The sequence below is a fragment of the Sphingobium sp. ba1 genome (assembly GCF_000743655.1).
Taxonomy (GTDB): Bacteria; Pseudomonadota; Alphaproteobacteria; order Sphingomonadales; family Sphingomonadaceae; genus Sphingobium.
Map to the genome: position 1 here is coordinate 569,720 of NZ_JPPQ01000083.1, position 15,583 is coordinate 585,302.

The 15,583-nt window shown below is 64.2% G+C and carries 14 protein-coding genes; 7 read left to right on the top strand and 7 right to left on the bottom strand.

The annotated features are described in order from the left end of the window. Positions 1 to 5: 5 nt before the first annotated feature. The 5 genes from IL54_RS21885 to IL54_RS21900 all read left to right on the top strand — a co-directional run bounded on the left by IL54_RS21885 (position 6) and on the right by IL54_RS21900 (position 6,197). Entirely contained in the window at positions 6 to 1,118 is a 1,113-nt protein-coding gene (locus tag IL54_RS21885) for an efflux RND transporter periplasmic adaptor subunit (RefSeq protein WP_081913183.1), read from the top strand. A 3-nt stretch (positions 1,119 to 1,121) separates the two neighbouring features. Then, entirely contained in the window at positions 1,122 to 4,277 is a 3,156-nt protein-coding gene (locus IL54_RS21890) for an efflux RND transporter permease subunit (RefSeq protein ID WP_037480445.1), read from the top strand. Beyond that, positions 4,274 to 5,638, top strand: coding sequence for an efflux transporter outer membrane subunit (locus IL54_RS21895; protein ID WP_037480447.1), 1,365 nt, complete (start codon positions 4,274 to 4,276; stop codon positions 5,636 to 5,638). The genes IL54_RS21890 and IL54_RS21895 overlap by 4 nt, the downstream gene beginning before the upstream one ends. 60 nt (positions 5,639 to 5,698) lie before the next feature. Beyond that, positions 5,699 to 5,839, top strand: a complete 141-nt coding sequence (locus IL54_RS25155; protein ID WP_193378922.1) for a hypothetical protein — start codon at positions 5,699 to 5,701, stop codon at positions 5,837 to 5,839. 79 nt (positions 5,840 to 5,918) lie between these two features. After that, positions 5,919 to 6,197, top strand: a complete 279-nt coding sequence (locus IL54_RS21900; protein WP_052027855.1) for a hypothetical protein — start codon at positions 5,919 to 5,921, stop codon at positions 6,195 to 6,197. A 229-nt stretch (positions 6,198 to 6,426) separates the two neighbouring features. Here IL54_RS21900 and IL54_RS21905 read toward each other — a convergent pair whose 3' ends face one another. Further along, positions 6,427 to 7,071, bottom strand: coding sequence for a glutathione S-transferase family protein (locus IL54_RS21905; RefSeq protein ID WP_037480450.1), 645 nt, complete (start codon positions 7,069 to 7,071; stop codon positions 6,427 to 6,429). Between the two features lie 116 nt (positions 7,072 to 7,187). Between IL54_RS21905 and IL54_RS21910 the strand changes: the two genes are divergently transcribed. Continuing rightward, the gene (locus IL54_RS21910; RefSeq protein WP_037480453.1) at positions 7,188 to 8,795 is read left to right on the top strand and encodes an alpha-glucosidase; all 1,608 of its coding nucleotides are present in this window, start codon (positions 7,188 to 7,190) and stop codon (positions 8,793 to 8,795) included. Positions 8,796 to 8,798: 3 nt separating this feature from the next. On the opposite strand, the gene IL54_RS21915 is transcribed toward IL54_RS21910, so the two are convergent. From IL54_RS21915 to IL54_RS21940, 6 genes are read right to left on the bottom strand one after another with little or no spacing between them, the layout of a single operon-like run. After that, a complete protein-coding gene (locus IL54_RS21915) occupies positions 8,799 to 9,794 on the bottom strand; it encodes an NAD(P)H-dependent flavin oxidoreductase (protein ID WP_037480456.1) in 996 nt (331 codons plus the stop codon). Then, positions 9,794 to 10,957, bottom strand: a complete 1,164-nt coding sequence (locus IL54_RS21920) for an acetyl-CoA C-acetyltransferase (RefSeq protein ID WP_037480459.1) — start codon at positions 10,955 to 10,957, stop codon at positions 9,794 to 9,796. The genes IL54_RS21915 and IL54_RS21920 overlap by 1 nt, the downstream gene beginning before the upstream one ends. 4 nt (positions 10,958 to 10,961) lie before the next feature. Beyond that, positions 10,962 to 11,744, bottom strand: coding sequence for an enoyl-CoA hydratase/isomerase family protein (locus IL54_RS21925; RefSeq protein ID WP_037480462.1), 783 nt, complete (start codon positions 11,742 to 11,744; stop codon positions 10,962 to 10,964). Then, positions 11,744 to 12,505 (bottom strand): 3-hydroxyacyl-CoA dehydrogenase, encoded by a 762-nt coding sequence (locus IL54_RS21930; RefSeq protein WP_037480465.1) that lies wholly within the window; start codon positions 12,503 to 12,505, stop codon positions 11,744 to 11,746. The genes IL54_RS21925 and IL54_RS21930 overlap by 1 nt, the downstream gene beginning before the upstream one ends. 20 nt (positions 12,506 to 12,525) lie before the next feature. Then, the gene (locus IL54_RS21935) at positions 12,526 to 13,710 is read right to left on the bottom strand and encodes an acetyl-CoA C-acyltransferase (RefSeq protein ID WP_037480468.1); all 1,185 of its coding nucleotides are present in this window, start codon (positions 13,708 to 13,710) and stop codon (positions 12,526 to 12,528) included. 11 nt (positions 13,711 to 13,721) lie between these two features. Then, on the bottom strand, positions 13,722 to 14,846 hold the full coding sequence (locus IL54_RS21940) for an acyl-CoA dehydrogenase family protein (protein ID WP_037480831.1): 1,125 nt from the start codon (positions 14,844 to 14,846) through the stop codon (positions 13,722 to 13,724). A gap of 85 nt (positions 14,847 to 14,931) precedes the next feature. On the opposite strand from IL54_RS21940, the gene IL54_RS23545 reads away from it, so the two are divergent. Next, the gene (locus IL54_RS23545; RefSeq protein ID WP_076605624.1) at positions 14,932 to 15,561 is read left to right on the top strand and encodes a TetR/AcrR family transcriptional regulator; all 630 of its coding nucleotides are present in this window, start codon (positions 14,932 to 14,934) and stop codon (positions 15,559 to 15,561) included. Positions 15,562 to 15,583: the final 22 nt, after the last annotated feature.

Sequence of the window (15,583 nt, forward strand, 5' to 3'; positions counted from 1 at the left end):
ACTCTATGCCCTCGCCTTTTCGCACCGTGCCTCTGGCGCTCTGCATATTGATCGCCGCCTGCGCTGAACCCAAGCCCCCGCAAAAAGGCCCGGTCGAAGTGGGGGTCGTCACCCTGACGACGCAAAATGTCACGGTGGCGAGCGAACTGCCTGGCCGCACCGTGTCGGCGATGATGTCGGAAGTCCGGCCCCAGGTTGCTGGCCTGATTCAGAAACGCCTGTTCACAGAAGGCGCGATGGTGACCGCCGGGCAGCCGCTCTATCAGATTGACGAACGCCTCTATCGTGCCTCCCGCGACGAAGCGCAGGCAGCGCTGGCGAGCGCGCAGGCGACGCAGATGGCGGCGCAGGCCAGGGCGCGCCGCTACACATCGCTGGGTGACAGCGAAGCCGTCAGCGCGCAGGATCGTGACGATGTCACCGCCACCGCGCGGCAGGCCAGCGCCGCCGTGCAGCAGGCCCGCGCCAGCCTGCAGACCAGCAACGTCAACCTGCAATTCACCCTGGTCCGTGCGCCGATCAGCGGGCGTATCGGCCGCACGCTGTTCACGCCGGGCGCGCTGGTGACCGCCAGCCAGGCCGATCCGCTGACGACGATCCAGCAGCTTGATCCGATCTATGTCGATGTCACCCAGTCCAGCACCCAGTTGCTCGCGCTGCGCCGGTCGCTGGCGTCGGGCCAGACGCTGCCCGCCAGCGCGACTATTCGCCTGAAACTGGAGGATGGCAGCGACTATCCGCAGGAGGGGGTGATCGCGTTCGCCGAACCGATTGTTGACGTCAACAGCGGCACGGTGACGCTGCGTGCGCGCTTCCCCAATCCCGACGGGCTGTTGATGCCCGGCATGTTCGTGCGCGTCGTCGCCCCGCAATCGGTCGTGCCGGGCGCGATCCTGGCGCCGCAACAGGGCATCACGCGCGATCCCAAGGGCAATGCCACCGCCCTGGTGGTGAACAGCGCGAACAAGGTCGAGCGCCGCACCGTGACGGCGGGGCAGGCGATCGGCGACAAATGGCTGATCACCAAGGGGTTGAAAGCCGGCGACAGGCTGATCGTCGAAGGCACGGGCAAGGTCCAGCCCGACGATGTCGTCAAGCCCGTCGCGGCATCGAAATAAGCCATGCTCAGTCGCTATTTCATCGAACGGCCGATCTTTGCCTGGGTCATCGCCATTGGCATCATGTTGGCGGGGCTGGGGGCGATGTTTTCGCTGCCCATCGCCCAATATCCCGACATTGCGCCGCCCGGCGTCGGCATCAGTGCGACCTATCCCGGCGCATCGGCCGACACCGTCGAAACCGCCGTTACCCAGGTCATCGAACAGCAGCTGACCGGCATTGACGGGCTGATGTATTTCTCGTCCTCATCGTCCGCAACGGGCCGGTCGCAGATCACCGTAACCTTCCAGAAGGGCACCGACCCTGACACCGCGCAGGTGCAGGTGCAGAACCGCGTGCAACAGGCGCTCAGCCGCCTGCCCAATCCGGTGCAGCAGCAGGGATTGACCGTCACCAAGCAGCAGACCGACTTCCTGATGCTGGTCGGCCTCTATGACGAAAACGACCTGGCAACGCAGGCCGATATTTCAGACTATCTGGTCAATAATTTCCAGGATCCGATCGCGCGGATCGAAGGCATTGGCGCGACCCAGATATTCGGGTCGCAATATGCCATGCGCGTCTGGCTCGATCCCTATAAGCTCGCCGCCGTCAAGCTGATGCCCTCGGACGTGCAGAGCGCGATATCGGCGCAGAATGTCGAAGTGTCCGCCGGGCAGATCGGTGCCGACCCCGCACCCGCCGGGCAGCAGATCAATGCCACGGTGACCGCCCGATCGCGGCTGGAAACGCCTGAGCAATTCCGCAACATCGTCGTCAAGACGCAGCGCGACGGGTCGATCGTGCATTTGTCCGACGTCGCGCGGGTGGAATTGGGCAATGAAAGCTACACTACGTCCGCGCGGCTGAACGGCCATCCCGCAACCGGCATGGCGCTGCAACTCGCGCCCGGTGCCGACGCGCTCAAGACCGCCGAACTGGTGAAGGCCAGGGTCGATCAATTGGCGCAAAACCTGCCCCATGGCTATAAACTGGTGTACCCGCGCGATACGACGCCGTTCATCAAACTGTCCGTCAACGAAGTCATCAAGACGCTGATCGAGGCTGTCTTGCTGGTCGTCGTGGTCATGTTCGTCTTCCTGCAGAGCTGGCGCGCGACCCTTATCCCCACCATTGCGGTGCCCGTCGTGCTGCTCGGCACCTTCGGCGTGCTGGCGCTATTCGGCTATTCCATCAACACGCTCACTTTGTTCGGCATGGTGTTGTCGATCGGCCTGCTGGTCGATGACGCCATCGTCGTGGTCGAGAATGTCGAGCGGATCATGGAGGAAGAGGGGCTTTCCCCCCGCGACGCGACGATCAAGTCGATGGAGGAGATCGGCAGCGCGCTGGTCGGCATCGGCCTTGTCCTGTCGGCGGTCCTCTTGCCCATGGCTTTCTTCGGCGGATCGACCGGCGTCATCTATCGCCAATTCTCCATCACCATCGTCTCGTCCATGCTGCTCTCGGTCGTGGTGGCGCTCATTCTCTCGCCCGCGCTCTGCGCCACTTTGCTCAAACCCGTGCATGACGAACGGCGCAATCATGGCTGGTCGGGCAAGTTCAACCGCGGGTTCGATCGGCTGACCAACGGCTATATCCGCCGCACCGAACAGATGCTGGGACGCCGCAAGCTGTTCTGGGTCGGCTATGTCGTCATCCTTGGCATCCTCGCCCTGCTGTTCGTGCGCCTCCCCTCCAGCTTCCTGCCCGTCGAGGATCAGGGCCAGGTGATGGTGCAACTCACGCTGCCCGCCGGTGCCAAGTCCAGCCGCACGACCGAAACGGCCGCGCAGGTACAAAATTACTTTCTGAATGACGAGAAGGACAATGTCGCTTTCACCTTCATCTTGACGGGGTTCAGTTTTCAAGGTCAGGGCGAGAATGTCGCGCAGGGTTTCATCAACCTTGCGCCCTGGGAAGACCGCAAGGGTGCGGTGAACAGCGCGGGCGGCATTGCCGAGCGCGCCAACAAGCAATTATCGGCCATTCGCGATGCCAGGGTGCTGGCGATGACGCCGCCCGCCATTCGCGGCCTCGGCCAATCCAATGGCTTCTCCTTTCAACTGCTCAACACCGGTGGGTTAAGCCGCGACCGCTTTCTGGAACTGCGCAACCAGTTGATCGCCGCCGCCGCGAAAGACCCGCTACTCGCAGGCGTGCGCGCTGCCGCGCTGGAAGATACGCCGCAGCTCAAGATCGATGTGGATTCCGAAAAGCTCGCCGTCCTGGGTCTGAGTCAGAGCGATGTGGACTCGGTCCTCAGCGCCGCCTGGGGCAGCCGCTACATCAATGATTTCGTGGATCGCGGCCGGGTGAAGCGCGTCTTCATGCAGGCCGACGCCCCCTATCGCGCGCTGCCGACCGATCTGGACAACTGGATGGTGCGATCCGCATCCACCGGCGAAATGGTGCCCTTCTCCGCCTTTGCCACCACGCGCTGGACGATGGGGCCGTCCACGCTGGCGCGCTTCAACGGCCAGTCCTCCTATGAATTGCAGGGACAGGCGGCGGCAGGCGCCAGTTCGGGCGAAGCGATGGACCGCATCGTTGAGCTACAGCAACAGCTTCCCGCAGGCACCAGCTATGCCTGGAGCGGCCTATCCTATCAGGAACAATTGTCGGGTGGTCAGGCGCCGCTGCTGTACGGCCTGTCGGTGCTGGTCGTCTTCCTCTGCCTTGCTGCCTTGTATGAAAGCTGGTCGATCCCGATCGCGGTGCTGCTGGTGGTGCCGCTTGGCCTTGTCGGCGCCGTGATCGCGGTGTGGGCGCGGGGGCTGGAGAATAATATCTTCTTCCAAGTGGGCTTGCTCACCACCATGGGGCTTGCCGCCAAGAACGCCATCCTGATCGTGGAATTTGCCGAACTCGCACATCGACAGGGCAAAGACCCACTCTCGGCAGCGATCGAAGCCGCGAGGCTGCGCTTCCGCCCGATCCTGATGACCTCGCTGGCCTTCATCGCGGGCGTCATTCCGCTCGCCATCGCCACCGGTGCTGGCGCGCAGAGCCGGGTCGCGATCGGCACCGCCGTCGTCGGCGGCATGTTGACCGCCACATTGCTGGCGATCTTCTATGTCCCGCTCTTCTTCGTCACCATCGCACGGCTGTTCGACAGCAAGGCCAAGGCCAAAGCCCCGCCGCCAAGCCCCGCCCCGGACGCAGGATTGCCCGCATGACCCGCTCGCTCCTTCTGCTGACCAGCGCGCTGACGCTGGCGGGGTGCAACATGGCCCCGACCTATGTCCGCCCCGCTGCGCCGGTTCCAGCGGCCCTGCCCACGGGCGAAGCCTATGCCCCGGCGCAGGCGGGCGCGGCGGGGCTTCCCTGGACGCAATTGGTCGGCGATGCCAAACTCCAGGCGGTGATCGCGCGCGCACTCACCAATAATCGCGACCTGCGCGCGACGCTGGCCAATGTGCAGGCCGCCCGCGCCCAATATCGCATCCAGCGCGCCAGCCAGTTGCCGACGATCACCGGCGACGCCGGCGCGACCTTCAGCCGACGCAATGACGCACAGCAAAACAGCTATAGCGCCGACATCGGCTTTGGTGCGTTCGAAATCGATCTGTTCGGACGGCTGCGCAACCTGTCGGAATCCGCGCTGCAATCCTATCTGGCAACGCAGGAAGGCGCGCGGGCCGCCCGCATCGCGCTCATTGCCGAGACCGCGACCGCCTATGCGACGCTGGCCGCCGACCAGGAATTGCTCACCGTTTCGCGCCAAACGCTCGCCAGCGCACAGCGCACGCTCGACCTTGTGAGTTCGCTGAACGGCACCGGGTTGACCGGCAAGCTGGACGTCTATCAGGCGCAAACCACGGTCGAACAGGCCGCTTCCGATGTCGCCTCCAATGTGACGCAAGTGGCGCAGGACCGTAATGCGATCGACCTGCTGGCTGGCGCGCCCGTCGAGGAATCGCTGCTGCCCGCCTCGCTCGACAGCCTGATCACGGGCATCGCCAAGGTGCCCGCCGGGCTGACCTCCGACATCCTGCTCCAGCGCCCCGATGTGCTGCAGGCCGAACATCAGCTCATGGCCGCCAATGCCGATATCGGCGCAGCGCGTGCGGCGATGTTTCCGCGGATCAGCCTGACCTCGGCGATCGGCGTTGCCAGTTCGGCCCTGTCCTCGCTGTTTACCGGCGATGCCTTTGCCTGGTCGGCCGCGCCCTCGGCGAGCCTGCCGATCTTCGGCGGCCCCGTGCGCGGCAATATCGACTTTAGCAAGGCGCAGCGCGACATGATGCTGGCGCAATATGAGGGCGCGATCCAGACCGCTTTCAGGGAAGTCGCCGATGCCCTGGCCCGTGACGGCACGATCGATGCGCAACAGGCGGCCCAGCGTCGCCTGGTGATCGCCAGTCAACGGGCCTATGCCCTGTCCGAAGACCGCTATCGCGCCGGTATCGATACCTTCCTCACGACGCTCACCAGCCAGCGCACGCTCTATGCCGCGCGCCAGTCGGCGATCGCCACCGACCTCGCTCTGCTCACCAACCGCATCCTGCTCTATCGCGTGATCGGCGCGGATCAGTAACCTCTTCCCACGCCTTCCATTTATGATATGCTTTCTCCATAAGATAAATGGAGAGAGACCATGCTGTTATTGGCGCGGTATCTGGATTGGTTTTGTCGGCAATGTGCCGCCGGTGCGCAGGATGAACTGCGCCTCAATCAGTTGATCATCAGTGCGCGGGCACCGCGCTCGCCTAAGGATGCTGCGCCGCAGCGCCGCTGAACCCCGCTTCTTCGCCCTTGCCTCTCCGCCTTTCCCGCGCCATGGCACGGGCGATAGCGCGGCGGAGGAAAGCAGAGCCATGAGCAAGGACCGCCCGCAAGAGCTGCGCGACATTGTCGAGCGGATCGGCCAGCGGCCTGCCAACCCGATCACCCGCGCCCGCCAGATGGTGGAGCAGGAAGTGCCCGTCGCCAGGCGGGGACCGGGCTGGGACCGCCATTGGCGCGAACTCGAAGCCTATCTCGAAGTCGGGGTCGTCTGGCGCGACTCGGCCAAAACTGTCTGCATCGATCCTGCAGGGCCGGAGGATGAAGCGCCACAAGACAAAAAAAGGGCCGATCCGAAGACCAGCCCGTAAAAGTTTTAGGAGAGGATGCCTGAAAGGCGAGTTTGTTTTCGCCCCAATGGCGTTTTGCTGCAAGTGCGAAAGCATCATGTGCGATTGCAAAAATTGCATCCGTAGCGCAATGCAACGCTTTCCGTAGGGGAATTGATCGATACCCTGTGGCGTTGTGATGGGCGATGACTGATTGCGACTCGGCGAATCACTTGCTGATCCATGCTTTGCGCACAGCGGTCGGCTGCCTCTATGATGACTGCGCGAAAACCGCCAACTGATCGGCGAAGGCGTGCTTAAAGGCCGGGCGCGCCTCGCCACGAGCGACATAGGTACATAGATTGGGATAGGCGGTCAGCAGGCCGGATATGGTCAGCCGACGCAGCACAGTGACCATCAGCAAATCGCCCGCGCTGAACGCACCATCAAGCCATTCCGCATCATCCAAATGCTTTGACAGGGCGTCGAGACGGTGGCGAGTCTGATCGTCCATCATCTGCAGACGTTCAACATGCCAAGGCTTGTCGCGTTCAGTGAACATGGCGCTTTCGCGATGGAGGATCGGGGGCTCCACCGTGCTGAGCGCCGCGAACATCCAACTGATGGCCCGCCCTCGCGCGATGTCATCGTCCGGCAACAGGCCGGGATGCTGCTGTGCGATGTGGAGGACGATCGCGCCGGATTCGAACAGCCTCAAATCTCCTTCCTCATAGGTCGGGATTTGCCCGAACGGATGCAGCGACTGATGCGGGGCTTCCTTCATCGCCGCAAAGGACAACAAGCGAACCGCATAAGGCTGGCCCACTTCCTCCAAGGCCCATCTGACCCCCATATCGCGTGCCAGCCCCCGGCCGCGATCGGGCGATTGGGCAAAAGCGGTGATGGTGATAGCCATTGTGAGGGTCCTGCATTCTGCCGACGATATGCGCAGGCTTCACCTCTCCCGTCCGGCATGCAAGAGTGAGTCGATATTTTCGTCCACCGCCAATCCCTGACCCGAAAAGGCCAGCCATGACAGCAGCGTCCCCGCAGACCGATCAGCCCTGGTGGAAGGGCGCGGTGATCTACCAGATTTATCCGCGCAGCTTTCAGGACAGCAATCATGACGGCGTGGGTGACCTGAACGGCATCACCCAGCGATTGGAGCATGTCGCCAAATTGGGCGTGGACGCGATCTGGATATCGCCCTTCTTCACCTCGCCGATGCGCGATTTTGGCTATGATATCGCCGATTATTGCGGCGTCGATCCGGTCTTCGGCACGCTCGCCGATTTCGACGCGCTCATCGCCCGCGCCCATGCGCTGGGCTTGAAGGTCACGATCGATCAGGTCTATGCCCATAGTTCCGACCTCCACGACTGGTTCGTGCAGAGCCGCGCCGACCGCACCAATGCCAAGGCCGACTGGTATGTCTGGGCCGATCCCAAGGCCGACGGCAGCCCGCCCAATAATTGGCAATCGGTATTCGGCGGCCCGGCCTGGACCTGGGACGCGCGGCGCGGTCAATATTATATGCACCAGTTCCTGGCCAGCCAGCCGCAGCTCAACGTCCATAACCCGATGGTTCAGGATGCGTTGCTGGACGTCATGCGCTTCTGGCTGGACCGCGGCGTCGATGGCTTCCGCCTCGATGCGCTCAACCACGCGATGCACGATCCCGATTTCCGCGACAATCCTCCCGCGCCCGATGATGGCAGCCCCCGCACCCGGCCTTTTGATTTCCAGATCAAACGCTACAGCCAGTCGCATCACGCCATCGTCCCCTTCGTGGAACGCATCCGCGCACTATGCGACGCCTATGGTGCGATCTTCACGGTCGCCGAAGTGGGCGGCGCACTCGCCGAGCACGAAATGAAGGCCTTTACCGCCGGCGATCATCGCCTCAACAGCGCCTATGGCTTCACCTTCCTCTACGCGCCCGCGCTCACGCCAGCGCTAGTGGCGGAGACGGTCGACCAATGGCCGGACGAGCCGGGCATGGGCTGGCCCAGCTGGGCGTTCGAGAATCACGACGCGCCGCGCGCGCTGTCGCGCTGGTGCGCGCCCGAAGATCGGCCTGCCTTTGCGCGCATGAAGATGGTTCTGCTGATGGCGCTGCGCGGCAACGCCATCCTCTATCAGGGCGAGGAACTGGGCATCACCCAGGTCGACATCCCCTTCGAGCGATTGCAAGACCCCGAAGCGATCGCCAACTGGCCGCTCACCCTGTCGCGCGATGGCGCGCGCACGCCGCTGCCTTGGTCGGCCGATGCCATACAGGCGGGCTTTTCCAGCGTCGAACCCTGGCTGCCCCATGGCGACGATCATCTCGCTCTCGCCGTGGACGCGCAGGAGGCCGACCCCGAATCCCTCCTCACCTTCACCCGCAACATGCTGACGCTGCGCAAGACCAACCCGGCGCTACGCCATGGTGCGCTCGCCATCCTGGTTGCCGACACCGCCTGCCTCGCCTTCCGCCGGACCAGCGGCGACCAGTCTTTGCTCTGCATCTTCAACCTGTCGCGCGAGGCCATGGACTGGCCCGCTGGCGTTGACGGGTCAGGTCGCATCCTGAGCGCCGTCAACGGAGCATCGTCGGCCAGCCTGCCGCCATTCGCCGCCCTGCTGATCGAACAGTGACGCTCAGGCGGCGACCCGTTCGCCGCTCAGCATCTCGCTCAACCGACCGCGGATGATCGCCTCGGCATCCGCCACGATGCGCTTCACCAGCGCGTCGCAGGTCGGGATGTCGTGGATCAGGCCTTGGACCTGCCCGGCCCAGACCAGCCCCGCGTCCAGATCGCCCGTTTCCAGCGCAACCCGCCCCTTCGCGCCCGATACGAGCGGCTGGATGTCCTGAAACTCCGCGCCGTCGCGCGACGATATCTCGACCACCTGATCCGACACGCTATTCTTGGCGACGCGCCCCGTATTGTGGAATTTGCGGAAGATCAGGTTCGTGCCCCGCTCGTCATTATCGACCAGAAACTGCTTCACATTGTCATGGATCGGCGCTTCCACCGTCGCGCAGAAGCGCGTGCCCATGTTGATGCCGTCCGCCCCCAGCGCCAGCGCGGCGGCAAGACCGCGCCCGTCGCCGAAGCCGCCACTCGCGATCATCGGGATCGTCAGCTTGTCGGCCGCCGCCGGGATCAGGATCAGCCCCGGAATATCATCCTCGCCCGGATGCCCCGCACATTCGAACCCGTCGATCGAGATCGCATCCACGCACATCCGCTGCGCCGATAGAGCATGACGGACGGCCGTGCATTTATGCACGACGATGACGCCGTGCGCCTTGAAATCGTCGACATGCTCCTGCGGCTTATGCCCCGCCGTCTCGACGATCTTGACCCCGCTATCGATGATCGCCTTGCGATATTCCGCATAAGGCGGCGGACTGACCGACGGCAATATGGTGAGGTTCACGCCGAACGGCTTGTCGGTCATCGCACGGCAGCGATCGATTTCGCGCCGCAGATCGTCGGGCGTCGGCTGGGTCAGCGCGGTCAATATGCCCAAGCCACCGGCATTGGAGACGGCCGCGGCCAGTTCCGCCTGGCCGACCCACATCATGCCGCCCTGCACGATCGGATGCTCGATCCCGCACAGGTCTGTAAAGCGCGTCCTGATCCCCATTACAGCGCTTCCACGATCGTCACATTGGCAACGCCCCCGCCTTCGCACATCGTCTGCAAGCCATAGCGCTTGCCCTTGGCGCGCAGGGCATGGATCAGCGTGGTCATCAGCTTGGTGCCACTGGCGCCCAGCGGATGGCCGAGCGCGATCGCGCCACCATGAACGTTGAGCTTCGCCGGGTCCGCGCCGATCGCCTTGAGCCATGCCATCGGGATCGCGGCAAAGGCTTCGTTCACTTCGAACAGGTCGATGTCGTTGAGGCTGAGGCCCGACCGCTCGAACGCGCGCCGGGTCGCCGGAATCGGCTCCTCCAGCATGATCACCGGGTCACCCGCCGTCACCGTCAGGTTGACGATGCGCGCAATGGGCTTGAGGTTGAAGCGCTTGATCGCTGCCTCGCTCGCCACCAGCACCCCCGAAGCGCCATCGGTCATCTGGCTGGCATTGGCTGCGGTGATGGTGCCGCCTTCCTCCAGCGTCTTGACGCTGGCCATCGCCTCCATCGTGCCGCCGCGGCGCACGCCGTCATCGGTGTCGAACAGGCCTTCGGGCGTCCCCACGCCGACGATCTCGCCCTTGAACGCACCGCTGTCGATCGCGGCGGCCGCCTTGGCATGGCTGGCTAGCGCAAAAGCGTCCATATCCTCACGGGTGAAGCCATATTTGTTGGCGATCATCTGCGCGCCATGGAACTGGCTGAACTCGGCCACACCATAGCGGTTCTGGATGCTCTTGGGCCATGGCCCGATGCCGACGCCCGCCGCCGCGTGAAGCTGATAGTTGGAACCCATCGGCACCCGCGTCATGCTTTCCGCGCCCGCGGCAATCACCAGATCCTGCGTACCGGACATGATCGCCTGCGCCGCGAAATGCAGCGCCTGTTGCGAGGAACCGCATTGCCGGTCGATGGTGACGGCGGGCACGCTGTCGGGCAGCTTCGACGCCAGCACGAGGTTGCGGCCAAAGGCAAAGGCCTGTTCGCCTGCCTGACTGACGCAGCCGACGATGACATCCTCGATCGCAGCGGGATCGACGCCCGTGCGATCGACCAGCGCATTGAGGATGGTCGCGCCCAGATCGGCGGGATGCACGTCGATCAGGCCGCCCTTGCGGGCGCGGCCACCGGCGGTACGGACGGCTTCTACGATATAGGCGTCGGCCATGGTCTCAAACTCCCCTAAAATTGGCGGGGCGTTTTGCAAGCAATGCGCTTAGCCCCTCTTCACTTTCCTGTCCCGCGCCTGCCGCCGCCATGCTCCGCAATTCGCGGTCCAGCTGCGTCTCCAACCCGGTCTCGAAACTGTCGGCCAGCAGCGCGCGGCTGGCGGCCAGCGCCGCCATCGGCGCATCGGCCAGCGCGGTGGCGACGCGCAGGCCTTCGTCGACCAGCGCTTCGTCATCGACGATCCGCGTGACCAGCCCGATCGCCTCGGCCTCCTCCGCCTTGATCCGGCGGTTGGTCAGGATGATGTCCTGCGCCTTGCGCAACCCCACCAGACGCGGCAGCAACCAGCTAAGGCCCCCGTCCGGCGTCAGGCCGATCGCGCCATAAGCGGCGGTAAAATGCGCCGACCGCGCGCCGATTACCACGTCACCCAGCATCGCCAGGCTGAACCCCGCGCCCGCCGCCGGGCCGTTGACCAATGTGACCAGCGGCTTGGGCGCGCGCGCCAGCCGGGCGACGGCGGCATGAAAGGTTGCGATCAATTCGCTCAGCACTTCCGATCGCTTGTCGCCCGCACCGGCCAGCAATTGCACATCGCCGCCTGCGCAGAATAACCGCCCATTGCCGGTCAGGACGATACAGCGGATCGCCGCGTCGGTTTGGCACCGGATCGCGGCCGCCAGCAGCGCGCGCGCCAGCGGCAAAGTGATGGCGTTGCCTGCCTCTGGCCGGTCAAGCGTGATCCGCCCGATGCCGTCCTCGACCGTAAAGGCGATCCCGTCCATCAGCGCGGCGCCATGCGGATTGCACCGTCCAGGCGGATGACATCGCCGTTCAGCATCGGGTTGCGGACGATGGACTCCACCAGTTGCGCATATTCGGCCGGTTTGCCCAGGCGACTGGGATGCGGCACCTGCGCGCCCAATGCATCCTGCACATGCTGCGGGAAGGCTTCGAGCATCGGCGTCAAGAAAATGCCCGGCGCGATCGTCATGACGCGAATCTTATGTTGCGCCAGGTCACGCGCGATCGGCAATGTCATCCCGACGACGCCGCCCTTCGACGCGCTGTATGCTGCCTGTCCGATCTGCCCGTCATAGGCCGCGACCGATGCGGTGTTGACGATAACACCACGCTCGCCGTCAATCTCCTCGGCCGCGGCCAGCCGCGCCGAGAATTTGGAAATGACGTTGAATGTGCCGATGAGGTTGACGGTCACCGTCTTGGCAAACGTATCGAGCGGATGCGGCGCATTCTCCTTGCCCACCGTCTTGACCGCAGGTGCGATCCCCGCGCAGTTGACCAGGATGCGCGCTACGCCATGCGCGGCCTCCGCCGTGTCCAAACCGGCCGCGACGCTGGCATCATCGGCGACATTCACCGAGACATAGACCCCGCCCAGTTCCGCCGCGACGGCCTTGCCCGCTTCTTCGTTCAAGTCGAAGATCGCAACCTTCGCGCCCTGCGCCGCCAGCATCGTCGCGGTCGCCCGGCCAAGCCCCGAAGCGCCGCCCGTAACAATGGCGGCCAAACCTTTGATATCCATAACAACCAACCCCTAAACTATCAGACCAGCTCGATCGCCATCGCCGTCGCTTCACCACCACCGATGCACAGGCTGGCGACGCCGCGCTTCAACCCGCGCGTTTCCAGCGCCCCGATCAACGTCGCGACGATGCGCGCGCCCGATGCGCCGATCGGATGGCCAAGCGCCGTAGCGCCGCCATTGACGTTCAGCTTCTCCGCCGGAATGCCCAATTCCTTGGCGGCGATCATCGCGACGACGGCAAAGGCTTCGTTGACCTCGAATAGATCGACATCGTCCACCGACCAGCCTGCCTTTTCCAGCAGCTTGCGCATTGCCGGAACCGGTGCGGTCGTGAATTTCGATGGCTCATGCGCGTGCCCTGCGGTCGCGACCACGCGGGCGACAACCTTCATGCCTTGCTTGTCCGCGACGCTCTGCCGCGTCATCACCAACGCTGCCGCACCGTCCGAAATGGACGAGGCATTGGCCGCCGTGATCGTGCCATCCTTGACGAAAGCGGGCTTGAGGCCGGGAATCTTGTCCGGCCGTGCCTTGCCCGGTTGTTCGTCGGTATCGACGATCGTGTCGCCGCCCCGGCCCCTGACCGTCACCGGCGTAATCTCGCGCACGAAAACACCGCTGCCGATCGCCGCATTGGCGCGTTCGAGCGAGCGGATGGCATAATCATCCTGATCCTGCCGCGTGAACTGATAATCGCGCACCGCTTCCTCGGCGAACACACCCATCGCCTTGCCCGGCTCATAGGCATCTTCCAGCCCGTCCATCATCATCGTGTCGATGATCCGGTCATGGCCGATCCGCGCCCCGCCACGATGCTTGGGCAGGGCATAAGGCGCATTGGTCATGCTCTCCATCCCGCCTGCAATCACGACATCCACCGCGCCGGATGCCAGCGCTTCATGCGCCATGATCGCGGCCTGCATCCCCGATCCGCACATCTTGTTGACGGTGGTGGCTTCGGTGTTGAGGCCAAGCCCCGCACCCAATGCCGCTTGCCGCGCCGGCGCCTGCCCCAGTCCGGCTGGCAGGACGCACCCCATATAGATGCGATCGACCGCATCGACCGAAACGCCCGCCCGCTCGACCGCGGCCTTGACTGCCGCCGCGCCCAGTTCGGTGGCCTTGAGGCCCGACAAGGCACCCTGAAACCCGCCCATCGGCGTGCGGGCATAGCTGGCGATAACTACCGGATCGTCCTGCATATCAATTCCTTTCAAAGACTGCGCGCGATGACCATGCGCTGGATGTCCGATGTGCCCTCGTAAATTTGGCACACGCGCACATCGCGATAGATTTTGGCGACGCCATATTCTTCCAGATAGCCATAGCCACCCAGCGTCTGGAGCGCGCCCGATACGATCTGTTCGGCGGCTTCCGACGCGAACAGCTTGGCCATCGACGCTTCGGTCAGGCAGGGCAGGCCCGCATCCTTCACCCGTGCGGCGTTCAGCACCAGCTGCCGCGCCGCCTCCAGCCGGGTGGCGAGGTCAGCAAGGCGGAAGCCCACCGCCTGATGCTCCATGATGGGCTTGCCGAAACTCCGGCGTTCCTTGGCATAGGCGACCGCGATGTCCATTGCCGCCTGCGCCATGCCGACGCATTGCGCGGCGATGCCGATGCGGCCCGTCTCCAGATTGGCAAGCGCAATGCGATAGCCCTGCCCCGGCTGGCCGATCAGCAGATCATCCTCGACGAACATATCATCGAACCGCAGCGCGCAGGTGTCCGACGCGCCCTGCCCCAACTTATGCTCGACCTTGTCGACGCTGAAACCGGGTCGGTCGGTCGGCACGATGAACACGGACAGACCTTTCTTGCCCGCATCGGGATCTGTCACGGCGGCGACCATTACCAGTCCGGCGATCTTGCCCGACGTGATGAACTGTTTGGAGCCATTAATGCGCCAGCCGCCATCGACCTTGGTCGCGCGGGTGCGCACGGCGGACGCATCCGATCCGGCATCGGCCTCAGTCAGGGCAAAGGCACCGATGATCCGCCCCCCAATCAGGTCGGGCAGGAAGCGCGCCTTCTGCGCCTCGCTACCATCCTTGAGCAGGCCGGACACGAGGATGCTATTCTGGATAGAAACGATGGTGGACAGTGCCCCGTCCGCCGCCGCCAGTTCGATCAGCGCCAGCGCGTAGGACACCGCGTCCGCCTCCGCCCCGCCATAGCTTTCCGGCGCCGTCATGCCCCACAGGCCGAGGCCTGCCATCTCCTCGAACAGCTCAGGCGGATAGCCGCCCTCCGCTTCGAAGCGCATGCTATGCGGACGGATGGTTTCCTGCGCGAAACTGCGCACCGTATCGCGAATGGCCGTCTGAATTTCCGTCAGCATAAAACCCATTCGTCTCCTATATACTCGTCGGTATATTGATTATCCGCAGGTTTCTTGTCAAGGGTGGAGCCGTAAGGAGAATAGCTTGCCTCTGCCCAATGCCGCCCCCTCCCCCTTCCGATCGCGCGAAGAGCGCGAGCGTGACCGCGAGGAAAAGCGCGAAGCCGTGCTGCGTGCAGCAGTGCGGATGTTCAACGCACGCGGTTTTCACGCGACGTCGCTCGATGATGTCGCGGCGAGCCTGGGGATCAGCAAGCCGACCATCTATCATTATCTGGGCAATAAGGAGCAGGTGCTGATCGAATGCGTGACGCGCGGGCTGGAATTGCTCAGCGCCGCCGCCGATACGGCCCGCGCCCAGCCCGGCGATGGCCTCGCCCGACTACGCAGTGTCCTGCGCAGCTATGCGCTGGTGATGATGGATGATTTCGGTCGATGCGTGGTGCGCACCGGCGACGAATTTCTCTCCCCCGAAGGCGCGGCGCTATTTCGTGCGCGCAAGCGGGCGATCGACCTGTCGATCCGGGCGCTGATTGAGGACGGGATCGCCGATGGCTCGATCGCACCGGTCGATGTGCGGATGACGGCCTTCACCCTGGCGGGTGCGCTCAACTGGCCGGGCCGCTGGCATGCGCCGGACGGGCCATTGACCCCCAGCGAGATCGCCAACGCGATGGTTGATATATTGATCGGCGGCCTCGCCCCGCGCGCCTGATCAGTCCGCCAACACGCTGCGC

Bases quoted from the DNA above. Each gene is read 5' to 3' on its own strand.
- IL54_RS21885 (WP_081913183.1), top strand. From the start codon at position 6: ATGCCCTCGCCTTTTCGCACCGTGCCTCTGGCGCTCTGCATATTGATC.
- IL54_RS21890 (WP_037480445.1), top strand. From the start codon at position 1,122: ATGCTCAGTCGCTATTTCATCGAACGGCCGATCTTTGCCTGGGTCATC.
- IL54_RS21895 (WP_037480447.1), top strand. From the start codon at position 4,274: ATGACCCGCTCGCTCCTTCTGCTGACCAGCGCGCTGACGCTGGCGGGG.
- IL54_RS25155 (WP_193378922.1), top strand. From the start codon at position 5,699: ATGCTGTTATTGGCGCGGTATCTGGATTGGTTTTGTCGGCAATGTGCC.
- IL54_RS21900 (WP_052027855.1), top strand. From the start codon at position 5,919: ATGAGCAAGGACCGCCCGCAAGAGCTGCGCGACATTGTCGAGCGGATC.
- IL54_RS21905 (WP_037480450.1), bottom strand. From the start codon at position 7,071: ATGGCTATCACCATCACCGCTTTTGCCCAATCGCCCGATCGCGGCCGG.
- IL54_RS21910 (WP_037480453.1), top strand. From the start codon at position 7,188: ATGACAGCAGCGTCCCCGCAGACCGATCAGCCCTGGTGGAAGGGCGCG.
- IL54_RS21915 (WP_037480456.1), bottom strand. From the start codon at position 9,794: ATGGGGATCAGGACGCGCTTTACAGACCTGTGCGGGATCGAGCATCCG.
- IL54_RS21920 (WP_037480459.1), bottom strand. From the start codon at position 10,957: ATGGCCGACGCCTATATCGTAGAAGCCGTCCGTACCGCCGGTGGCCGC.
- IL54_RS21925 (WP_037480462.1), bottom strand. From the start codon at position 11,744: ATGGACGGGATCGCCTTTACGGTCGAGGACGGCATCGGGCGGATCACG.
- IL54_RS21930 (WP_037480465.1), bottom strand. From the start codon at position 12,505: ATGGATATCAAAGGTTTGGCCGCCATTGTTACGGGCGGCGCTTCGGGG.
- IL54_RS21935 (WP_037480468.1), bottom strand. From the start codon at position 13,710: ATGCAGGACGATCCGGTAGTTATCGCCAGCTATGCCCGCACGCCGATG.
- IL54_RS21940 (WP_037480831.1), bottom strand. From the start codon at position 14,846: ATGCTGACGGAAATTCAGACGGCCATTCGCGATACGGTGCGCAGTTTC.